Annotated in this window: 15 protein-coding genes; 3 read left to right on the top strand and 12 right to left on the bottom strand. The window is 45.9% G+C overall.

Going from position 1 to position 20,911, the window contains the following annotated elements:
• Positions 1–4: 4 nt before the first annotated feature.
• The 3 genes from ESB13_RS19920 to ESB13_RS19910 are packed head-to-tail and all read right to left on the bottom strand — an operon-like array spanning position 5 to position 1,031.
• Positions 5–373 carry a hypothetical protein gene (locus ESB13_RS19920; RefSeq protein ID WP_129005460.1) on the bottom strand — a complete coding sequence of 123 codons (369 nt, stop codon included), beginning with the start codon at positions 371–373 and terminating at the stop codon, positions 5–7.
• Complete coding sequence (locus tag ESB13_RS19915) at positions 370–774, bottom strand: hypothetical protein (RefSeq protein ID WP_129005459.1); 405 nt, start codon at positions 772–774, stop codon at positions 370–372. Before ESB13_RS19915 ends, ESB13_RS19920 begins: the two co-directional genes overlap by 4 nt.
• A gap of 11 nt (positions 775–785) precedes the next feature.
• On the bottom strand, positions 786–1,031 hold the full coding sequence (locus ESB13_RS19910) for a YtxH domain-containing protein (RefSeq protein WP_129005458.1): 246 nt from the start codon (positions 1,029–1,031) through the stop codon (positions 786–788).
• 96 nt (positions 1,032–1,127) lie between these two features.
• Here ESB13_RS19910 and ESB13_RS19905 point away from each other — a divergent pair, with 96 nt between their 5' ends.
• Complete coding sequence (locus ESB13_RS19905; RefSeq protein WP_164974288.1) at positions 1,128–2,246, top strand: AI-2E family transporter; 1,119 nt, start codon at positions 1,128–1,130, stop codon at positions 2,244–2,246.
• On the opposite strand, the gene mgrA is transcribed toward ESB13_RS19905, so the two are convergent.
• On the bottom strand, positions 2,214–3,206 hold the full coding sequence (gene mgrA, locus ESB13_RS19900) for an L-glyceraldehyde 3-phosphate reductase (protein ID WP_129005456.1): 993 nt from the start codon (positions 3,204–3,206) through the stop codon (positions 2,214–2,216). The two genes, ESB13_RS19905 and mgrA, sit on opposite strands and share 33 nt — an antisense overlap.
• A gap of 216 nt (positions 3,207–3,422) precedes the next feature.
• On the opposite strand from mgrA, the gene ESB13_RS19895 reads away from it, so the two are divergent.
• Together ESB13_RS19895 and ESB13_RS19890 are read left to right on the top strand one after the other, a co-directional pair.
• Entirely contained in the window at positions 3,423–3,749 is a 327-nt protein-coding gene (locus ESB13_RS19895; RefSeq protein ID WP_129005455.1) for an RNA polymerase sigma factor, read from the top strand.
• 246 nt (positions 3,750–3,995) lie between these two features.
• Positions 3,996–5,453 carry a T9SS type A sorting domain-containing protein gene (locus tag ESB13_RS19890; protein ID WP_129005454.1) on the top strand — a complete coding sequence of 486 codons (1,458 nt, stop codon included), beginning with the start codon at positions 3,996–3,998 and terminating at the stop codon, positions 5,451–5,453.
• A gap of 296 nt (positions 5,454–5,749) precedes the next feature.
• On the opposite strand, the gene ESB13_RS19885 is transcribed toward ESB13_RS19890, so the two are convergent.
• From ESB13_RS19885 to ESB13_RS19850, 8 genes are all read right to left on the bottom strand, one after another.
• Positions 5,750–8,320 (bottom strand): zinc-dependent metalloprotease, encoded by a 2,571-nt coding sequence (locus ESB13_RS19885; protein WP_129005453.1) that lies wholly within the window; start codon positions 8,318–8,320, stop codon positions 5,750–5,752.
• Between the two features lie 64 nt (positions 8,321–8,384).
• Entirely contained in the window at positions 8,385–9,707 is a 1,323-nt protein-coding gene (locus tag ESB13_RS19880; RefSeq protein ID WP_129005452.1) for a MutS-related protein, read from the bottom strand.
• 1 nt (position 9,708) lies between these two features.
• Positions 9,709–11,046, bottom strand: a complete 1,338-nt coding sequence (locus tag ESB13_RS19875) for a MutS-related protein (RefSeq protein WP_129005451.1) — start codon at positions 11,044–11,046, stop codon at positions 9,709–9,711.
• Between the two features lie 17 nt (positions 11,047–11,063).
• Complete coding sequence (locus tag ESB13_RS19870; protein WP_129005450.1) at positions 11,064–13,355, bottom strand: Gldg family protein; 2,292 nt, start codon at positions 13,353–13,355, stop codon at positions 11,064–11,066.
• 27 nt (positions 13,356–13,382) lie between these two features.
• A complete protein-coding gene (locus ESB13_RS19865) occupies positions 13,383–14,312 on the bottom strand; it encodes an ABC transporter ATP-binding protein (protein ID WP_129005449.1) in 930 nt (309 codons plus the stop codon).
• A gap of 83 nt (positions 14,313–14,395) precedes the next feature.
• Complete coding sequence (locus ESB13_RS19860; RefSeq protein WP_129005448.1) at positions 14,396–15,772, bottom strand: RagB/SusD family nutrient uptake outer membrane protein; 1,377 nt, start codon at positions 15,770–15,772, stop codon at positions 14,396–14,398.
• A gap of 11 nt (positions 15,773–15,783) precedes the next feature.
• Positions 15,784–19,398, bottom strand: coding sequence for a SusC/RagA family TonB-linked outer membrane protein (locus ESB13_RS19855; RefSeq protein ID WP_164974287.1), 3,615 nt, complete (start codon positions 19,396–19,398; stop codon positions 15,784–15,786).
• Positions 19,399–19,713: 315 nt separating this feature from the next.
• Positions 19,714–20,910: a FecR family protein gene (locus tag ESB13_RS19850; RefSeq protein ID WP_129005446.1), complete on the bottom strand. Its 1,197-nt coding sequence runs from the start codon at positions 20,908–20,910 to the stop codon at positions 19,714–19,716.
• Position 20,911: the final 1 nt, after the last annotated feature.

The raw sequence follows: 20,911 nt of genomic DNA, 5'->3' as shown, positions 1-20,911 counted from the left end.
CGGTTTAATTTTCTTTTTTACGGTTTTTGATCATCTTCAGAACCCCCTGAACGCCTGCAAGAATGCCCCATTTTTTTGCATTGCCCAGCAGAATATCTTTCCATCCGCCACCTGCTACAGTAGCAGTTTTAGAACTGCTGAAGAACATATTGGAGATGACTTTTATAAACGACCAGGTATTGGAAGCAACTTTCTGGCGAAGGAAAAAAGGGATCACAGCACCGAGTGTAGCTTTGATGGATTCTTCAGGTAAACGCTTCCATCTGTCTTTCATGTCGGCTTCATGCACCTTAAGCCGCAGCTTTACCAGTTTTATTTCACGCTCCAGTTCATTCAGCGTACGGATACGGGAAGGTGGTGGTTGGTTGATCATTTGCCTGTATTTAAAAGGTTAGCGCTTTCATCGTCGTTATCGTCTTCATCATCCTTAGGATCAAATAAAATACTGATCACAGTATTGGCAACCATTTTTTCCAGTACGGTCGACCTGAGTTTAATAAGTACTATAACAAGGATGATATAAATAGCAGACAAAATACCAAATCCCAGGTAAAGACTGCCGGTGAGTTCTGCAAAATAATAGCCGAGCATCACACTCAGGAACAACATAATGAAAAACACAAGAACCGCCACAACCAACACGGCAAACATCATAGCTGCCAGTTTCGATAATTTTCTGGCGCCTTGTAGTTTCATTAATAATAGCCGGTCTTTTACATAAGCCTCGATCCTGTCGCCGGAGTCCTTGAAGAACGTCTCTTGTGTTTTTTCCATATGGTGATTTTTTAGATAGCTTCGTTAACCTGTCCGCCCATGTCCTGAACAAATTTCTTTCCCTTCTTTACCAGTTCTTTTACTTCAGCATCAAGGCTATCAACTTTCGATTTAATGCTATCTGCCGTGTCGTCAGCAAAGTCTTTTGCATCGGCCAGCAACTCCTGACCTTTTTCACTTTTCAGGAAAAGGGTTGCCAGAACGCCGGCTGCAGCTCCGATAATAACGCCGGCAAGTAATTTTTGATTGCTTGTCATAGTGCTTAGATTTACAGGTGATTAATAGATGTTTTCCCAAACTGGTACAAGCATTGTACCACAGTTGAAAAATGGACCATGGAAAACAACCCGACGATGAAAGTTAACCGCTACTTCCTGCTGGCTATCATATTGATTTTTGGCGCTTTTCTGTTTGCTAGCCTCATCCAGTTCTTTTCAGCTTTCCTGGGGGCTGTTATTATTTATGTATTAAGCAAACCCGCGCTGGAAAAGCTTATCAAAGGCCGCCACTGGCGAAAACCAGTGGCTTCCCTCCTGCTTATATTAATATCGTTTTTTATTATTTTATTACCCATAGGACTGCTTACCACACTTTTATATAACAAGGTAAGCGGTGTGGTCGAAAATCCTCAACCCCTGCTCGACGCTTTTAAAAGATTTGATAATAGTATTCAAAGCCGTTTTCATGTAAGCCTGTTCACCGACCAGCGGCTCGAAAAAATGCAGGCTTCCGCCACCGGTATCCTTACAGCAGCCGTAGGACAGGGCATCAATATGTTTTCAATGATCCTCATGATGTATTTCCTGCTCTATTTTATGATGCAGAACATCAACCGCATGGAAGCCGCCATCATTTTTTACCTGCCATTTCCACGATCAAAAATCGAATTATTCGGAAAGGAACTGGTGTCGCAAACTTTCAGCAATTCAGTAGGTATACCGCTGATATGTGTGGTGCAGGGCTTCCTCGGTTACTTCTGTTATATTATCACAGGCGTTCCGGAACCGGGTTTCTGGGGTGTGGTTACCGGCGCAGCCTCCATTATACCTATCGTGGGCGCCGCCGCTATATGGTTTCCTATAGGGGTCTACCTCCTGGCAACAGGCCATAACTGGCAATGCGCCTTCGTAGTAGCCTACGGTGTGCTCGTGATTGGTATTTCCGACAACGTCGTACGCTTCCTGCTGGCACGATGGATGGCCGATGTTCACCCCATCATCACTGTACTTGGGGTGATCATGGGACTTAAATATTTCGGTATTACAGGACTTATATTCGGCCCCCTGCTTATATCATGGTTCCTGCTATTACTACGTATCTACTATACCGAATTCCAGCAGCCTTTAACTAACAGACGCACTGTTAAAGCACGCCAGTTAATGCCTTCTTATTTCCAGCCCTTCCTGGGCAAAACAAAAAAGAAAACGAAGCCGGGTAAACTACCCGGCCAGGATGCGGTTGATCGCCGCTAATTCTTCGTCTGTAAAGGAGGTATGCTGTAAAGCAGCTATGGAATCGGTTACCTGCGCAGGTTTGCTGGCTCCGATTAACACAGAGGTCACCCGGCTGTCTCTTAAGATCCATGCCAGCGCCATATGCGACAGACGCTGCCCTCTTCGTTGCGCCAGCTCGTTCAGCTGCCGTACTTTCGCTACTTTTTCCGGGGTAATATGGCTTTCCTTCAAAAAAACACCACTGCGCGCAACTCTTGAATCCGTAGGTATTCCATCAAGATATTTATCGGTCAGCAGCCCCTGTGCCAGCGGAGAAAACGGAATGCATCCCACGCCTTCCTTACCAAGCAGGTCCAGCAATCCATCCTCCACCCACCTTTCAAACATGGAGTATTTCGGCTGATGTATCACGCAGGGAGTGCCTAGTTCCCTCAGAATTTGAATGGCTTTGGCAGCCTGCTCCGGCCGGTAATTGGAGATCCCAGCATATAAGGCTTTCCCCTGACGCACAATTAAATCCAGTGCCTGCATCGTTTCCTCAAGGGGCGTTTCCGGGTCAGGACGGTGATGATAAAAGATATCTACATATTCCAGCCCCAGCCGCTCAAGACTTTGGTTGAGACTTGCAACCAGGTATTTCTTTGATCCCCAGTCGCCATAAGGCCCCTCCCACATCGTATACCCCGCCTTGGTGGAAATAATAAGTTCATCACGGTACGCAGCAAGATCATTGCTGAGGATTTTTCCAAAATGCTCCTCCGCAGCACCCGGTGGAGGCCCATAGTTATTCGCCAGGTCAAAATGAGTAATGCCATGGTCAAATGCCGTATGAATAATGGCCCTGCTGTTTTCAAACAGGTCGGTATAACCGAAGTTATGCCACAAACCAAGAGAAAAGGCTGATAGTTTAAGGCCGCTGTTACCGCAACGGCGATATTGCATATGCTGGTAGCGATCGTTAGAAGGTTGATATGTCATAAATGCAATTTAACGCTTTATCATTCCCACAGAGAGACATGCTTCCCAATCTGAAACAATTGGGACGAAAGTAAGCGGGGCATAATTTCCACAGTTTATTAGATTTCTATTAAAAACTGCTTGTTTTCAATATGAAACATTATTAAGAAACAGTAAAAACAGGTTCAAATAAAAAAATGTCCGATCGGGGCATTATTTTAGCAGAATTAGGGAATAATGCAGAACCACCAATTGATACAATTATTTCAGACCCGTAACCAGGCCGGCTTTGAATACTTATACAGTAGGTATTCAGGCGCTTTATATGGTTATATTACCCGTGTTGTAGACGACCGCCAGGTGGCGGAAGGTATACTGAAAAACAGCTTTGTCGAGATCTGGAAAGCCTGCCCCGGCTTCGATTTAAACCGCGGCAGCCTGTTTTCATGCCTTTTACGCATTACCACACAGCTCTTAATGGCTTATGCTACCGAACGCGGCGTAAACCGTCACGAAGCAATTCAAAGAATCATGAGAGCCAACGGAAACATTATATATAATTAGAGCAGCCCCCATATACGGAAGGCCACCAAAAGGCCTTCCATTACCGTTTGATGATCATTTGATAAAGGAGTATCACTCCCCAAATCAAATGATCTTTTTTTATTATATTGCACAGGTCAAAACTGAAACACCGATACTTTGCTTTTAAATCCCGCTTTCAAAACACTATCAATGAGTAAACACCTTTTAGGCCTTCCAGTTTGCCTCCTTCAGCTATGAACATTTCACCATTAAACACCTATAAAAATGAAAAGGATCATTTACACCTTTATTCTATCCCTTCATGTTAGTATGGTTCTGGCCCAAACGCCAACCTTGTATGGCATAAATCGCAACAATGAGCCGGTAACAACCACCTATCACATGGGTGACTGGTCGGCCTGCGACAGAGTACTTTTTGAATGCCCTTTTGTTCCTATTTCTAATGAAACATTCTTAAAAAGAGAATGGTATTACAACAATACACGTGTTGAAACAAATTATAATGCTAATCAAACTGCTTTTTCCTGGCCTATGCAAAACGAAGGTCGGGCAAATACAGTTTATTGTAATTATATAACCACCAATAGCAGTGGCGCTACGGTTACAAGAAAAACAAATGAGATCACTGTAAACTGTAATAGCGTAGGAGTAGGTATAGATATTCAGAACCAGGCGTTTTATGGCTGTACTACTCCCATAAACCTTAATACACGGGAATTCAACGAAGTGGTAGCAGGCATAAAAACAGAAGCACCAAGAGTACCTTATACGGTTTCGTGGCAGCTCCCCGCCGGATGGAGCATACAAAGCAGCACAAACAACAATAAAAATATTGTTGTAATACCAGACAAATATACAGGCGGAAACCTCACAGCAATCGTAACCCTGGATTGTGGTTATAGCATGCAGGTAACAAAAAGTATTTCACGCCCAATGCCTGCAGCACCTGCATTTACCGATTTTCAAATTACAATTTGCTCGGCAGGACAAACAAGATACAACGCCACTCCCGTATGCGGAGCCAGCAGCTATACATTTATATCTCAGAATGCCCTTTTACCTTTCACTAACGGACTTACGACCATTACAACAACAGAACCCTATTGCGATCTGGCATACAATGCCACCTCAAAAGGACACAGCGAATTATCGGTACAAGCCAATTTTGATAATAATACTTCCACTGCGCTAACCACAAGACCCCTGCAATTTGGCAAGCCCAGTATTTATCTGAATCCGTATACATGGGACTGTAACAGCTATACTGTGCTTGTATCGGTTAAAAACCCATCTTTCTTCGAATACCTGGACTGGTATAGGGCAGAAGACGGAACATATATAACTTCTGGCAGCCCTGTTTCACTTCCCAAAAACGGGTTCATATTTAATATACAGGCAGCTAATGCCTGTGGCATTTATACCTCCAAAATAAGGATTCAGGGAGGCGTTTGTCCTACTTCGTTCAGCATATCCCCCAACCCTGTCAGCAGCAATCTTCGTGTTATAATGCCTGCGGACAACATCGCTACTGCCAGGCCGGCTACTTCAGAGATCAGTTTCAAATTATATAACATGAACACCACTACGCTGGTGAAATCATGGAAGGCTAAAGCCGGTGAAAAAGAATATAATTTTAGTGTGGCAGACCTGCCCAAGGGACAATATGTCATTCATGTAGAAGGAGCAAGTGGCAAAGGCTCTCAGCGCATTATTATTGAATAAATATCCTTTACATTTATTGCTAAAAGAAAAGCGGCTGTTCCATTACGATATAGCCGCTTTTCTTTGTCACTGCTAACAAAAACTAACTTCTGGCAAATTGAATTAAAAGTGTATAATCTCCATTATCAGCAGCCCTGGGGGCATGCAAATAGGTTGCCCTGTATCCCCCGGCATTGATAACGTCCGCAGCTCCCCACGTAAAAGGTTCACGACCAACCACCAAAAGCAAAGCGGCCGCACCTTAACAGGTACAGCCGCTCTCATGCAATCCGGAACAATTGTCCGCAAAAGAAAATCTATTTCACCGTCTGCTGCTCCATCTTAAAACCAGCATCGATACGGGAAATAATATCCTGCAGATGCATACGGGTTAGCTTGTCAACAGAACCGCTTTGAAGCACTTTCCTGCATAACTGCTGCTGCTGACGCATCACATCTTTCATGACATACATGATATCTGTTTGAGAAATATGATAGCCGCCCATCTGTATAGTACTTAAAGGATCACCAGCCACAAAAACCTGCTGGATAAGACGGCCTACATAGATCTTTTGCAGGTTACGGCGATAACTGTCAACGCTTTTACCCGCATATAATTCAGCAAAGATGCCTTTGTTCATGTCGTTGAACAAATCGGCAACAGTATACACTTTCTTGCCGGGATTTGCCTGCTCATTCCACCACATGCGGCTAAGCCTGTTCCTGGTAATGATGTTATCGATAGCATCCTGTTGCAACTTGTTCAGCTCTACGCCAAACATCACTGGCATACGCATTTGCTCTACTTTCGAAAGTATATCATCGTTCTTCAACCATAATGGCGTTGTAAACAACTGGTCGTTGATAAAACCAAGCGCCTTCTTCTGAACAGTATAAGGCACCAGCTCAAATACAGGACCAGGCTGACCACCTACTTTTTCAGTTCTGTACATACCGCCAACATATTTCAACGCATGGCCAATGTAGCGGGAGAACTGGCTGTAAAGACCTGCATAATGCTGAAATAGCTTATCGTAATCACCATCTGCAACTGTTGTCCAGGAAGCCAGCTGAGGTAATATCCTTTTCAGGTTTTTGATGCCGTAAGTACCGGCAAGCACAGCATCGTCGCCAAGGTCTTCGTTTTGGGCACGCGGATCAACCGGTTCCATTTCTGAACCAAACCAGAGGCGATGATTGGCTTTCAGACTATCGGTAACAATTTTAGCCAGTGCTCTTTTCTCTTCCTGGGGAGTCTTGTATTGTGGATACAGGCTATATCCCCACTGGATCGCCCATTTGTCGTAATCATTGATACGCGGAAATAAACCGGCTTCACTAATATGGTCCTCAGGCTGTGCTACATAGTTGAAACGCGCATAGTCCATGATCGAAGGCGTATGACCATGTGCCTCTACCCATGCTTTATCACGAAGTTTCTCAACAGGCACTGTAGAGCTCGAACCAAAGTTATGAAGCAGGCCAAGGGTATGCCCTACTTCGTGAGAAGATACAAAACGGATAAGACTGCCCATCAAAGTATCATCAAACTCAAGTTTCCGCGCACGCGGATCAACAGCAGCGCACTGCATCATATACCAGTCATGTAATACAGACATTACATTGTGATACCAGAAAATATGGCTCTCTATAATCTCACCACTGCGCGGGTCAGCTACGCTGGGGCCCATAGCATTGGCGATGGCAGAAGGACGGTAGATGATTGCAGAATGACTGGCATCATCAATGCTCCAGGTACTGTCCTCTTCACGGGTTGGAGCTTCACGGGCATAAATGGCATTCTTAAAACCTGCCTTTTCAAAAGCTTTCTGCCAGTCGTTCACACCCTGCATAAGATAAGGAACCCATTTCTTCGGCGTTACAGGATCGATATAGAAAACGATAGGCTTCTTTGGCGCTACCAATTCACCACGCTTGTATTTCTCCATGTCCTCGGGCTTAGGTTCCAGCCTCCAGCGCTTCACATAAATGGTAGGCTGTACTCCCTGCGGATCTGCATCAAAATCTTTGAAGCCCACAGCAAAGTATCCTACCCTGGAATCCTGGATCCGCGGTTTCATAGGCACCGCCGGTAACAATACCAGTGAAGAGTTGAGCTCAACAGTATAGCTGGAAGCAGTAGGGTTCATACCCGCACTGTATGTCTTTACCGCATGTACTTCTATATTGCCGGAGAAAGCATGTACATAATCGATATAACTGCGGTCGTTTTGCTGACCGCCCATACCTGCCCTGTCTTTGAGTTTTTTATTCTCGAAGTAGAGGATATCGTTATCGCTGTTCAGGAAGTCTGTGGCATCAATTACTACAGCCGAAGAATCGGGGCTTATTGCTGCGATGGGGAAAGACATTGCTATTGCCTGAACGTTGTTTTTGGTAACGCTGGCAAACATAGCGGTGGTGCTGTCACCTGCGTATTCAGAGAAAGATATCCTGCGAAGGAATAATTTATTGGCGGGTCCTTTCTCGAAGCGATAAACGGTTTCACCTATCTGGTCGCCGGCATAACCGGAAGAACCATTACGCATATCGGCAGAGGCTTTAGAGATACGGCTTACAATGAGGATATCTCTACCGAAGATATTTTTGGGGATTTCGAAAAAGAACTTATCGTCTTTGCGATGAACGGTGAAATAACCTTTAGCGGATTTCATGTCGGCCGTGACAACCTCTTTGTAAGGCTTCATGGCGGTAGGCGACAAAGAGCTTTTGCGGGCTGAATCGGCAGATTTTCTGGCAGTAGTATCTACCGTTACTTTTTTACTATTACGTGGCGTCTTCTTTTTCTTCTGCGCGTCTGCGGAAGCTGTCACCAGCACAGCAAGCGCTAATGCGCCAATCAGCGCGCCGACTTTTGATCTGAACATAATCGTTATCTTCTTTTTAAAAAAACATTTATAAGTACTCGTTCCGGCATGTTTCTATTTATTTCTATTCCAGTATCTCGAGGATCTTTTCATTGCGGATGATCATCATACCATGTCGGTCGCTGCTGATCCCCTGCTGTGCTTTATAAGTATATACCGGCCTGCTGCCCTGCATTTCGGTAGGCATCAACCAGTATTGTGTATTATTAGTTTGTTGTTTGAGCTCCTCTCCCACTTCCACGATGTGTGTAGAAATGATGAAGAAACAGTTGCGGTGGTCGCCGAAGGCTTTGGATACGGCCAATGTAGCATCGTAAGCGTCTTTCACATTGGTACCTTTGAACAATTCATCGAAGATGACCACGAGGTTCTTTGGGGCGCTCACTGCTTCTGCAATGTTTTTTACACGTAATACTTCGGCGTAGAAATGGCTATACCCCATGTTGAGGTTATCGGGCACATTGATGGAAGTGTATAAGCCCTCCTTCACAGAAAACATCATTGATTTTGCCGGAACGGGGAATCCCATATGAGCCAGGTAAACGGCAATACCAAATGATTTCATGAAGGTTGATTTACCGGCCATATTGGCACCGGTTAAAAAGATCATATTGCTGGCAGCGTCCAATGATACGGAGTTAGGTATAGCTTTTTCTATAGCCGGATGAAAACCCTGTTCTATTTCCAACCTATTCTCATTTGCCGGTAATGCATTGGCATAACAGAAACTCCTGCCTGCTGCCACTGCTGCCACGGCAATATTTACATCGAGCTGGTGTATCAGCTGAAGCGCCTGTTCTATTTCATCTCGTACAGCAGCGCGTAGCAGATGATCGTAACTGATGGTCTGACCCAGGGATAACGGCTTATTGTCATCTATAGCTTGTAGCCATTTCATTTTACCGGATTCGAAGAACTGCTGTGTTTTCTTCAATGCCGGGGCTACAGGGCCGGCGGGGTCCTGCTGCAGTAAACTATTTACAAATGACTGCAATTGCTTCAGCACTTTAATAGCCGCTACCAAACCCGTTGCCACCAGGTCGTGTTCCTGTTTCAGTCCGAGCAGGAACAGGAATTTTCTGCGTAAAGCCTGTACGGCAGCGCCTGCTTTACCTGCCGCTGCTGCGCCACTCAGGTAGTTTTCTGCGGCGGCCAGGTTATCGAGATCAAAAGGGAATGTCAAGACTTTCCCCTGGAAGTAACGGAAAATATGACTGCGATGGTTGATCGCTGCGGCATCGGTTAGTGGCAGCCGGAACATTTGTTCCAGCAACTGCTCCCCTCCTGCTGTTTTCGTTTGATTGAACAGGTTAAAGACCGAGTTATTCCGGTATTTACCTGTCAGGTTCAGGTCGTCAAGCGTTTGTTTATCTGTTACAAATGACATGTTAACGGCTGCTGTTTTTGATCTTCAAAATATCGATGATTCCTTCGTTGTTCACGATGACCATACCATGCCGGTCTTCCGTGATCCCCTGTTCCAGCGTGTAGGTATAAACCGGTTTCTGACCTTCCATACGGGTAGGCAGGTAGGTAAAGTAAATATTGTTACAACGCTGCTTCAGTTCCTCTCCCGCTTCAATGATATGTGTAGAGATCAGGAAAATGCTGTCGGTTTTACGTGCAAAGGCGGCAGACAATGCCACTGTAGCTTCGTAGGCATCTTTTACGTTTGTACCGCGGAACAGTTCGTCGAAGATGACAAAGAGCTTTTTAGATGCTGCCAGTTGTTCGGCCACTCTTTTCACTCTCAATACTTCGGCATAGAAATGACTATAGCCCATGCTGAGGTTATCGGGCAGGTTGATGGTTGAGAACATTCCATCCAATACCGGGAACTGCATACGGGCAGCAGGTACGGGAAAACCTGCATGCGCCAGGAATATAGCAATGCCGAGCGTTTTCATGAAAGTAGACTTACCTGCCATGTTCGCTCCTGTAAGGAAGATCATGTTATTATCGGCGGTAACCCTGAGATTATTTCCCACTGCATTTTCAAGCAGCGGATGGTAAACACCTTCCAGTTCAAGGTTCAGTTCACCTGTAACAGCAACGGGAAATACAAATTTGCGTGCAACTGCCACACCTGCTACTGCTATGTACACATCTATCAGGTAGGCGTGTGACAGTAATTTATGCAGGCGTTCCTTTTGCTGGAAACGCAGCAGGCGATCGTACGATGCAGTTTTCTCGTAAGTGAATTTCTGCGCCTCTTTTTCGGCAATGAACTGCGTAAGTGCATCACTTTGCAGCAAGAGTTCTATTGCAGGTAATTCAGCGGCGTAAGCGGTACCCTGCAATTTGTGCTTTACCTCTGCCGTAAATGCCGCAAAGGCATGGAGCAGCTGGTGTACTGCTTCCACGCCTTTGGCGATTTGTTTGAAGGCGGCATCGGCGCCTATAAGACTGTTAAAGGTTCTTCCCAGTTTGTTATCGTCGTGAGGCAGCTGACTACGCTCATCGGCGTTGTTGAGATACTGCTCAATGATATCGAACCATTCTTCCCTAAAGGGGAATGCCAGTTGTGCTTTGCCAAAGCTGCCGATGATGCTTATGCGCTGATTGATGGCATTGGCGTCGGAAAGCGGGTAACGGAACATTTGTTCCAGCAATTCAGCACCACCGCGTGTCCTGGTGCGGTTAAATAACCCGAAGACAGAATCACGACCTTTCTTCGTGAAGATGTTCAGATCATCGAGCGTTTGTTTATCAACAGAAAAACTCATAATAATACCTCTTAAAATTATCTACCTCTTCTGCGGATCCAGATAATGATACTGGTTGCCAGCAGAGCGGCAGCGAAACCCCATTTAAAAAATATACCCCAGAAATCCCATGCACCTTCACCTATTCTCAATGAAGTATCCGTTGGTGGATCGCGACGCATATCGATAGGCACTTCTCCATCGGATAACCAGAAGAAGCTGCTTACCAACAGCGTGAAATTGGCAGACTGCACATCGTTCCTATTCATACCCAGTTCACCATTACTCATCCAGTCGGCGTCGCCTGTTACCAGGATCTTTTGTTCTTTGTTGTTTACCTTTCTCGAGAGTGCCAGTACTGTAGGATAAGATTGCTCTACCTCTCCAGCTGCGGGATTGAGGCGGGCGCTATCGTCGATGAAATCAGTTGTTTCCACTTCATTCCAGCTACCGGCGGAGTCGCTGCGGAACAGGGTTTTCACATCAAAACCTTTATCGGTCGTGTAGGCAAGTCCTGCTGTTGCGGGCATGGTTATCACTTCCTCCCTTTTACGCATTACCTGGAAATTATCGGAGAAGGCAACGGCGTCGTCAGTAGGCTTCTGAATCATAAGATCGGCCTGGAACTTGGCGTTAGGCTTTACCAAACGTCCGGGCAGGAATTGCACACCCAGCTGTGCCGTTATCGCATTCATCTGTGCCTGGCGTCCGGGTTCACCGGCGATGATAAGGTTACCGCCCCTGGCAATGTACTGGTCGAGATTGGCCTGTTCCTGCGGCGTATAAGCCAGTTTAGGTTCCGCTATTACCAGGATACGGATAGAATCGCCCACCGGCTGTTGCAGTGATACATTTGTAAAGTCGAAGCCCTGGTTAATGAGTGCATAGCGGAAAGTTTTTTCCTTGGCAATCATGTTATAACCACGATCCTGTTCCCCGTCGCTCTCACGTTCGCCATGACCTGAAACGAAGCCTACTACTGGCAATTTCATTACCAGTCGTTTGATGGCGGCAGTGATCTCCGATTCGGAGGGTAAGCGCCTCATGTCATTGTAAACACGCAGGAAGGTTTTCTGGCCATTGTCGCGTTCCAGAACCCTTACGAAGCGAAAACCTTCGGTTGAGAGGTCCAATTTTGGATTGATAGCGCTATAAGGCTGAATATCGAATTTCCATTTATTCAGTTTCTTCAACGTATCGAGACGTTGCAGATCGTTTAATTTAGGATACATTCTTTCCAGCATAGGGTTAGGTGCATGCTGATAGTAATATGTATAATCCAGTTTGATATCCGGTTTGAAGCGGATGTATCTTTTGAAGTTGTCTACATCGCCTTTATAATTCACCGGCAGCGCAATATGATAGTTAGGATCCAGCATATTGGTATAGGTATGAATGGTAAAGCCGCCTGTTAATTTAGACATAACCTCCTGGCTGCTGCGTGTAAGTGTATTTTCTTTGGTGCGGGTAGCGTCGTAATAGCTTTTCAAAGCAGGCTTGGAGCTAAAATAGCCAATAAATGAAGCTGCCATAAATGCGATCGCGTACCTACCCACTACTTTCAGCGCTGAGGTTTTACGACGTCCGGCCTGCAATTTAATGATGGTAAAAGCGAGGAAGAGCGCTACCACCACAATGAAATAGATGACATCTTCGCTGGTGATCATACCTGCAATAAATGTATCGCTACGCCCGGATATCGCCAGCCAATAAGTGATATCACGCACAAAAGCGATATCCTGCCCTACCCCTCTTACAAAAGCGAGTAACGCAAAAATGCAAAGCGTACCGAGGGCGGCAACAATATTATAGGTGGTAAGCGAAGACATAAACAAGCCAATTGCTGCATAGGCACAGAACAGCAGGAAGAGGCCCAGCAAACCTGTAAGAATATAAGGAATTTCGGCATTTACAATGGTGAACATTGCAAACACGCCATATACTGCCAGGATGCCAATTATAGCCAATCCAAAGATCACCAGGGAAAGGTATTTACCCAGGATAATCTGGCTATTGGTAACAGGAGAAGAGTATAATAACTTGATGGAGCCACTCCCCAATTCCCGGCTCATGATACTCATGGTTAACAGGGGAACATACAAATAAAGATAAGATTGCACTTTAACGAAAACACCAGCCCAGCCTGCAAAAGTCTGGATTGTAGCGCCGTTCAAAGGTATTTTCATAATACCCAGTCGTATCCATCCGTCGAAATTGCCGGCGAAGATCATACCGGTCTGAAAAGTAAAAATAACGAGGATGAGCCAGGCCACCGGTGAATAGAACATCACCTGTAGTTCTGTTTTTGCTATTTTGTATATTGTCTTCATGTCTTATTGTATAAGGTCAGTCCCCAATTATTTAGATTTTTTTCTGCTTAATTCAGCGAATACCGTTTCGAGTGAATTCTTTTCAACGGCTATTTCGACGAGTCTCCAGTTTTTATGAACACTGGTTTCAACGATTCTTTCAATAGCCTCCTGTGCGTCGGTAAAGCGGATCCTGTAGCGGATCCCGCCAAGTTCTTCTACGCCTACTACCCCCGGAATTTTCATCAGCTCCTCCGCAGAAGGACTGGCAACAAGCGATACGGTAAGGGTATTGGGAACAATATAATTGTCGAATTCTTCCATCGATCCGGAGAAGATCATGGAACCTTCATTGATCATCCAAATATGGTCGCAAAGCGCCTGCACCTCCTGGAGTATATGCGTGGATAATACAACGGTACGCTCTTCCGCAATTTCACGGATAAGACCTCTCACTTCAAGGATCTGGTTGGGATCCAGACCATTGGTAGGTTCATCGAGTACTACGAAATCAGGCTTGTGTATAATGGCCTGGGCAATACCAACGCGCTGCTGGTAACCACCGGAAAGATTGCGGATAAGTCGCTTCCTGAAATGACTGATGGCACATTTGCCCATTACTTCGGTAACGGCGTTTTTTACTTTGGAAGAATCCATAAGCCGGAGATTCGCCGCATGCGTGAGAAACTCTTCTACGGTGAGATCATTTTGTAAAGGCGGCTGCTGTGGCAGAAACCCTATATAACGTTTGGCTTTCTCAGGATAGCGCCCAAGGTCAACTCCCCTGATGAACACATCACCCTGCGTTTGTTTGATAACACCACACATCACATTCATAATGGTAGACTTACCCGCACCATTGGCACCAAGCAGTCCATAAATGCCGTTTTTATTGAGCTCAAAACTTATATCACGGACAGCCCATTGAACGCTGTAGCGGTGAGACAGGTTTTTAACGCTTACTATAGGTTCGTTCATAACGTTGATTTTAAACAAAGAACAGCCAGGGAGTAGCCACATAATGGCTACTCCAGCTGTTATTCATAAAACGGGGATTTCTTTTAACGGGGGTTTTGAGTGATCTCGGGGTTAAGATCAATATATTTCTGAGCAATGGCGAAGGTATACCTGTTGCTGCCTGGTTCCAATGTATAGGTGGTGCCCTTCAGCACTCTGGTAATGGTAGGTGTTAAGCCATCTTTGGTAAGACGCCGCTGATCAAACCAGCGCATACCGGAACCCATCAATTCTCTTCTTCTTTCAAGTAAAGCCAGCTGTAACGCCGCCGTTCCGTTTGCCGCAGTAAGATCGCGGTAGTCGGCAGCGGTAAAACGCTTCTTGCGCAGGGTGTTCAGCGTAGTAACAGCAGCTCCGGCATCATTAGCTCTCGCTTCACACTCAGCCTTGATAAGGAACATTTCAGGAACAGTAGGACCTGACATATACCCTTGGTTGGCAATATTTGCCTTCACATAAATGTAAGGCAGGTAAGCGTTGTAAGTGCCGGCAAAAGAACCTGGCTTGATAAGCACTTTATACCTGAGGTCAACGCTATCGGCAAATAATGTTAACTGGGCATTACTCACAGGCATAGCACCTATAGGACCCGCAATCTTACACAAGATCACTTCCGGATCTACATGACGCTGCGGATAGTTGGTGAAGCCCGAAATATAATTATTCAGATCAAGTAAACCAGACTGAAGGCTTAATGCACTTTCAGCCGCTTTCTTGGCCTCGGTGAAATTGCGCATATTCAGGTAAGTACGCGCAAGCAACGCGTAACCAGCCGCTTTCGACGCATCGGTAGTGTAGTCTCCCACATTCGGTAATTCAGAGATACTCAGCGCCTGGTTAAGGTCGGCCAGTATCTGGTTATATACCGTCTGAACAGATTTACGGTCAAGACTGCCCGTTACAAGATCATCAAGCCGCATGGGCACACCCGGATCTGTTGCTGCAGTAGCAGCATCATATTGCTTCGCATAAATGTTCACAAGTGTGAGATAGTAAAATGCCCTGTTCACCAGCGCCTGTGCCAGCACCTTGCGTTTTTGGGCATCTGTACCATTCTTGCTGTCCATTACATTTACAATGGCCAGGTTGGTCACATAAATGCTGTAATACAGGTTCGTCCAGTCATTGTCTTCCTGGGCAGCATTGAGCATGATCTCCGATGCCCATGAATAAGCCCTGCCATTAGAGTTGTTCGCAATTCCGTTTTGCCAGGTATCGTTATCAGACCCCACATCATCACCCGCATAAATAGGATAAGAATAGCTTCTCAGCATGTTGTTCGGGTTGTACAGCAGGCTCGCATAGTCTTCCGTATTTTCCAGTACACGCCTTCCTTCAATAGGAATTTCAACATATTTACGACAGGAGGCCGATGCCACCGCCAGTACTATGCCTATGTATATAAATATTTTACGTTTCATATTATTAAACATTAAAAGGTAAGCTGAAGGTTTAATGAATAATTCACTACCGGAGGCAGGTTGTTATAAGTCTCTGTCACGATATAATCGGGATCGATACCATCTTTATTCTTTCTCCAGATAATACCCAGGTTGCTCGCTGTGATCGCTGCAGCAGCAGATTTAAAGAATCCTGTTTTACGCAACATCTCGTTAGGGAACTGGTAAGCAAGCGTAAGCTGCTGGAAACGCGCATGGCTTGCATCTCTCACCGCTATATCAGAGTTGCCATAGAAGAACACGGAATTGGTGTTCGGATTACTTGTACTGATACCGGGCACATTTGTAAACGCTTCATCACCAGGTTTGCGCCAGCGGTTAACCAGCACTCTTGAAGAGCTCAGTTTGCCACTCATTTGTGTACTTGATGGATACTGGGCGCTGGTAAGATCCGTTTTCAGGAATTTATGTCCCACGTTGTAAACAATACGGGTAGAAAGCTTCCAGTTCTTATAAACGAAATCATTGCTGATGGCACCGAATACAGGAGGGGTAAGACGCCCTGCATATACCTGGTCCTTGGCATACAGCGAAGGGAATCCCCAGCTGTTGATAATAGCGCCTTTCGAATCATAGATACGGCCCTGGCCATTCGTAGGATCAAGACCTGCCCAGCGAAACACCCATAACGCATCTAAAGCATATCCCGAAGTAAGCGACCTGCCAATAGCAGATGTTGTTTCAGTGATCGGATAACGATTGTCGGTTACTTTATTGGTATTATAAGAAATGTTGAAGGAAGGGGTCCACTTGAAATTCTTGGTTTTTACCGCATCTCCGGAAATCACGCCTTCTAAACCATGGTTCGACATAGTACCCGTGTTATACTCGATAGTAGAGAACCCATAGGTGGGGTTATACGGGAAACTCGCAATGATATTGGTAGAACGCTTTTCATAAATGTCAAACTGCAAACTCAGCCTGTTATTGAACATGGCAGCGTCTATTCCCGCGTTAACGGTTCTTGTAGTAGACCATGTAAGCGTAGGGTTGGCAAAACCGTTGATAGTCGCAAAAGGACGCTGGGTATAACTGTCAGAACCAATGGTAACAACAGGATAAGCAAGAGCGCTTTTTGAAATATTACCGCCGGTACCCCATGAACCTCTGAAACCAAGACTATTGATCCACTTCACACCCGACATAAAGTTTTCCCTGGCAACATCCCAGCGGAAACCTGCCGACCAAAGCGGCACTGCACGCTTGTCTCGTCTTACTCCCACCATGGTATAATCGTCGAAACGGGCGCTGCCGGAAATCGAATATTTACCCAGGTAGGTATAGCTGGCATTGGAATAATAAGAAAGATAGCGAACACGTGTCTTATACACATTACCATCCATGTAACCAATGGTAGTCGTATAACCATACATGGTAGCATAAGGTGTCGTAGGATTCACCGCTACAGAACTGTTAAGCGTGGGATCATATCCATAACGGGCTTGCTTGTAGGCCAACCCTTTCGTTTGCCTGATCTCGGCGCCCGCAAGCGCAGTCAGCTGATGTTTACCTTCATTCCAGCTTTTTTGTCCGTTAAGCTGGCCTCTCAGGCTATAGTCTTCACCATCCTGGTTAGCCATCTTATACACACCACCCTTCGGGAAATTGTTGGTGATCCGGCCCGCAGAATAAACAGATCCTATGTTCACCAACTCACGCGTAGCATAGCTGTTGAGATCCTGGATATTGTCCTGGCGCTCTGTATTACGCTGTAACTGCCCCGACACCTGGGCACTCAGCCAGTTGGTGATCCGGCCCGTAAGGTTTACGTTTACCCTGATAGCAGATTTCTCGAGAACTGTATTGTTATAGTTTAACTCGTCGATCGGATTGTAGCGCCACGACATATGACCAAGACGCTCAAGGCTGTCGGCAATATTCTCCTTGAAAAGAATAGCCCTGCGGATAGGATTACCATTCGCATCAGCCAGCATCTGGTAAGGAGCCAATCCAAAAGTGCCCGTTCCCAGCCCCTGCAGAGCGGCAACATTCATATTACTTTTAGAATAGGTATAATTGACGATGGTTGCCAGGCTCAGCCTCTTATTCAAAAAGTCATTGTTGACACTGCTATTGATGAAGTAGTTCTCGGCATGGTTGCTTTTGAACACAGGATTGTTCCTCATATAACCTCCCGATATATTGTAGGTCATATTGTCGCTGCCGCCGGAAACGTTGAGGCTGTATTGCTGCGACTTCACTTTTTGCAACAGGTATTGTTCCATCTGGCCTGCATTGTTCAGCATGCTCAACGCATTGAGTGCAGAATCACGCTGGGCAGCAGTAACCATCCCTCTTTTCGCCCTTACCATCCAGTCTATGGCTTCCGTATTGTTAGGATACCTGTAGCTTGTATATGGATCGGGATAAAAACCTTTATCGAATAATTCCTGCTCCAGGTCTATATACTGCGCAGAATTCATAGCATTGATGCTCGATACGCTGGCAGGTTTTGATGTAGAATAGGTAGCGTTAAGGCTCACCGTCATAGGCGTATTCTTCCTGCCTCTTTTGGTCTCTATCACAATTACGCCATTCGCAGCGCTCGCACCCCAGATCGCTGCAGCAGCCGCATCCTTCAGAAAGGTAATGCTTTCAATGTCGTCGGGGTTGAAAGAGCTGAGAATGGAATTACCGGAATAAGAAGGAGGAATCACATCCAGCGGGTTTACAGACCCTGAATTGGCGCCCGTTGTCAGATCTGTAGCAGAAATATTGGTCAGCTGCTGATCAATATAAGGAAAACCATCGATCACGATAAGCGGAGCAACAGGGTTCGCCAAACGGCCGCCAAAAACACTCACACCACGAACCTGGATCGTATTGTTACGAACATCAAAGCGAACGCCAGGTACTTTACCCTCCAGGCGCTCCATAATATTGGGAGAAGGTGTTTCCTTGATCTCTTTGGAACTGATCACGGAAAAAGAACCTGTAACTGTATTCTTCTTGAGTTTCTGATAACCGGTGCTCAGCACTACTTCCTCCTGCTCTGCTACTTCGGGCACCATCTGCACATTCGTATTAAGCACATCGCCTTCAACGATCAAAGTTCTGCTGCGGGCGCTATAGCCTACATAAGTGATCTCAAGACGGTAACGGCCATTAGGCACATCGGAAAAACTGTATTCACCTTTGTTATTGGTGGCTGTTTTCCAGCTGAAAGGTTCCAGCAAAATAATAGCACCTGCAAGCGGTTTGCCCGTCTCATCAGTAACTACACCACCAATCTTATGCCTTTCAGCCTGCGGCGGCGCCGCCAGCGCAGCTACTGTTTCTTTAGTTACAGCAGCGACTCTTTGTTTGATGAGGACGATATTGCCTTTGATCTCGTAAGAAAGGTTAAGTCCTTTCAAGCAATTATCCAGTGCGGTTTCGATAGACGCGTCTTTAACGGATATATTAATTAAAGGAGCTTTGTCCAGCAATTGCTGGTCCCAGAAAAAAGAGTATCCTGTTTGTTGTTTGATAGTACTAAATACCTGCGTCAACGGCACTCTTTTAGCCGTTAAAGTCACGGTTTGTGAAAAGGTTTTTGCGCTTACCTGCTGGGCAAGAACAAAAAGAAGAATCACGCTAATTCTCATAACCAGTAAAATTTTACCCGGGTTTATTGCCTGTGCGGCCCTAAGTACGGAATCCCCGGAATAATTGTTTTTTCTAGACAAATACCCGTTCCAAAACAGGCGTTTGCATAACGCTGCCAGTTTCATAGCTTTGTTGTTAGTTGAGGTTTAATTAAACAGTCTTTTTTCTCGAAATGCCTTGTTTAGCGTTAATGCCGCAACAATCTACCGGGAGCAGGTCAGAGCGCTTCCGGTTTTTTATTGCAGGTAACGCATAGTCTTACTTTGTCATGCGCTTTGGGAGTTTAAAAATCAAAAAACAGGGTTTATATCTTGTTATCTCGACGATACGTATAGCTTTTTTCCTTCCAGTTTGCAGTGAATACCCCGTGCTTCCAGCACTTCCAGGATATTGGACAAATAAAGCCTGTGATCAAGAATACCACCGAAAGCACCCGTAGGTACAGGCCCCTGGAATACGACGTCTACATCGTACCATCGCGAGAGCTGCCGCATAAGCGCTTTCACATCAAGATTCCTGAGATCCAGTTGTCCGTTTTTCCAGGCCAGCACCTCCTGCATATCAGGATCGTTGTCTACCTCTAACCCATTATTGTTTAACAGGGCCTGCTGACCAGGCTGCAGGGTAATAACTGCTGATTTGCTCCCAGGAGACGCCGGTAAGGCTGCTACGCGAACACTGCCCTGGAGAAGGGTTGTTTTGGTGCGTGCTTCATCGGTATAGGCATTTATATTGAATGCGGTTCCCAGTACTTTCACTTCCTGGTTCGCAGAAACTACTGCAAAAGGCGCTTTGGCATTGGATGCCACTTCAAAATAGGCTTCGCCTGTCATTTCGACTCTACGTTCGTTTCCGCTGAAAGCAACGGGATAACGGAGTGTAGTAGCGGCATTGAGCCATACACGGGTGCCATCGGGCAAGGTGAGCTTAAACTGCCCTCCACGGGGCGTACTTAGTGAGTTATAGGTATTTGCGCGGGTAGTGTGGCCTGCTGCTTCGTTATAAGTAACGGCGCCGTCGGCATTTTTAGTAATCTGAGTAGCGCCCTGTTGAGCAAGAAGCCCGTTGGCTGCGCTATCCAATAATACTGTTGTTCCATCGGCAAGGGTTAGTACCGCCCTGTTACCGATAGGTCCAACATCCTGTTTAGCCGTAACCTGTGTGGCTTTTTCGCCTGCCATGTGGTTTTGCCATAGTAAAACACCTGTAGCAATAGCCAGCAGGGCAGCTGCGGCCGCCACCATACGTGGCAACGGAAAGCGGACCACCCTGGCCGGAGCCGCGGGTGCAGGTTGCTGATGAAGAATTGCTTCTATAATTTCTTCCCATTCACCGGGTTTATAGTCCCTTTCGGGGCGTTTTTCCCGGAAAACAGGCAGCAATAATTCTTCCCATTCCGCATCGTTACGATTCGCTTCCAGTTCGGAAAACAATACCTGCAGCTCCGCTTCCGAAGCTTCGTTATCCAGATACTTTTGCAGCAATTGGTTCAGGTACGTCTTATTTTCCACT

This window comes from Filimonas effusa (assembly GCF_004118675.1).
Lineage (GTDB): Bacteria > Bacteroidota > Bacteroidia > Chitinophagales > Chitinophagaceae > Filimonas > Filimonas effusa.
Note: the sequence above shows the minus strand (reverse complement) of the source record. Positions and strands in the feature narration are given on the sequence as shown.

Coding starts and splice junctions, on each gene's coding strand:
- ESB13_RS19865 (WP_129005449.1), bottom strand. CDS start 14,312: ATGAACGAACCTATAGTAAGCGTTAAAAACCTGTCTCACCGCTACAGC.
- ESB13_RS19860 (WP_129005448.1), bottom strand. CDS start 15,772: ATGAAACGTAAAATATTTATATACATAGGCATAGTACTGGCGGTGGCA.
- ESB13_RS19905 (WP_164974288.1), top strand. CDS start 1,128: ATGAAAGTTAACCGCTACTTCCTGCTGGCTATCATATTGATTTTTGGC.
- ESB13_RS19895 (WP_129005455.1), top strand. CDS start 3,423: ATGCAGAACCACCAATTGATACAATTATTTCAGACCCGTAACCAGGCC.
- ESB13_RS19855 (WP_164974287.1), bottom strand. CDS start 19,398: ATGAGAATTAGCGTGATTCTTCTTTTTGTTCTTGCCCAGCAGGTAAGC.
- ESB13_RS19875 (WP_129005451.1), bottom strand. CDS start 11,046: ATGAGTTTTTCTGTTGATAAACAAACGCTCGATGATCTGAACATCTTC.
- ESB13_RS19885 (WP_129005453.1), bottom strand. CDS start 8,320: ATGTTCAGATCAAAAGTCGGCGCGCTGATTGGCGCATTAGCGCTTGCT.
- ESB13_RS19870 (WP_129005450.1), bottom strand. CDS start 13,355: ATGAAGACAATATACAAAATAGCAAAAACAGAACTACAGGTGATGTTC.
- ESB13_RS19915 (WP_129005459.1), bottom strand. CDS start 774: ATGGAAAAAACACAAGAGACGTTCTTCAAGGACTCCGGCGACAGGATC.
- ESB13_RS19880 (WP_129005452.1), bottom strand. CDS start 9,707: ATGTCATTTGTAACAGATAAACAAACGCTTGACGACCTGAACCTGACA.
- mgrA (WP_129005456.1), bottom strand. CDS start 3,206: ATGACATATCAACCTTCTAACGATCGCTACCAGCATATGCAATATCGC.
- ESB13_RS19920 (WP_129005460.1), bottom strand. CDS start 373: ATGATCAACCAACCACCACCTTCCCGTATCCGTACGCTGAATGAACTG.
- ESB13_RS19910 (WP_129005458.1), bottom strand. CDS start 1,031: ATGACAAGCAATCAAAAATTACTTGCCGGCGTTATTATCGGAGCTGCA.
- ESB13_RS19890 (WP_129005454.1), top strand. CDS start 3,996: ATGAAAAGGATCATTTACACCTTTATTCTATCCCTTCATGTTAGTATG.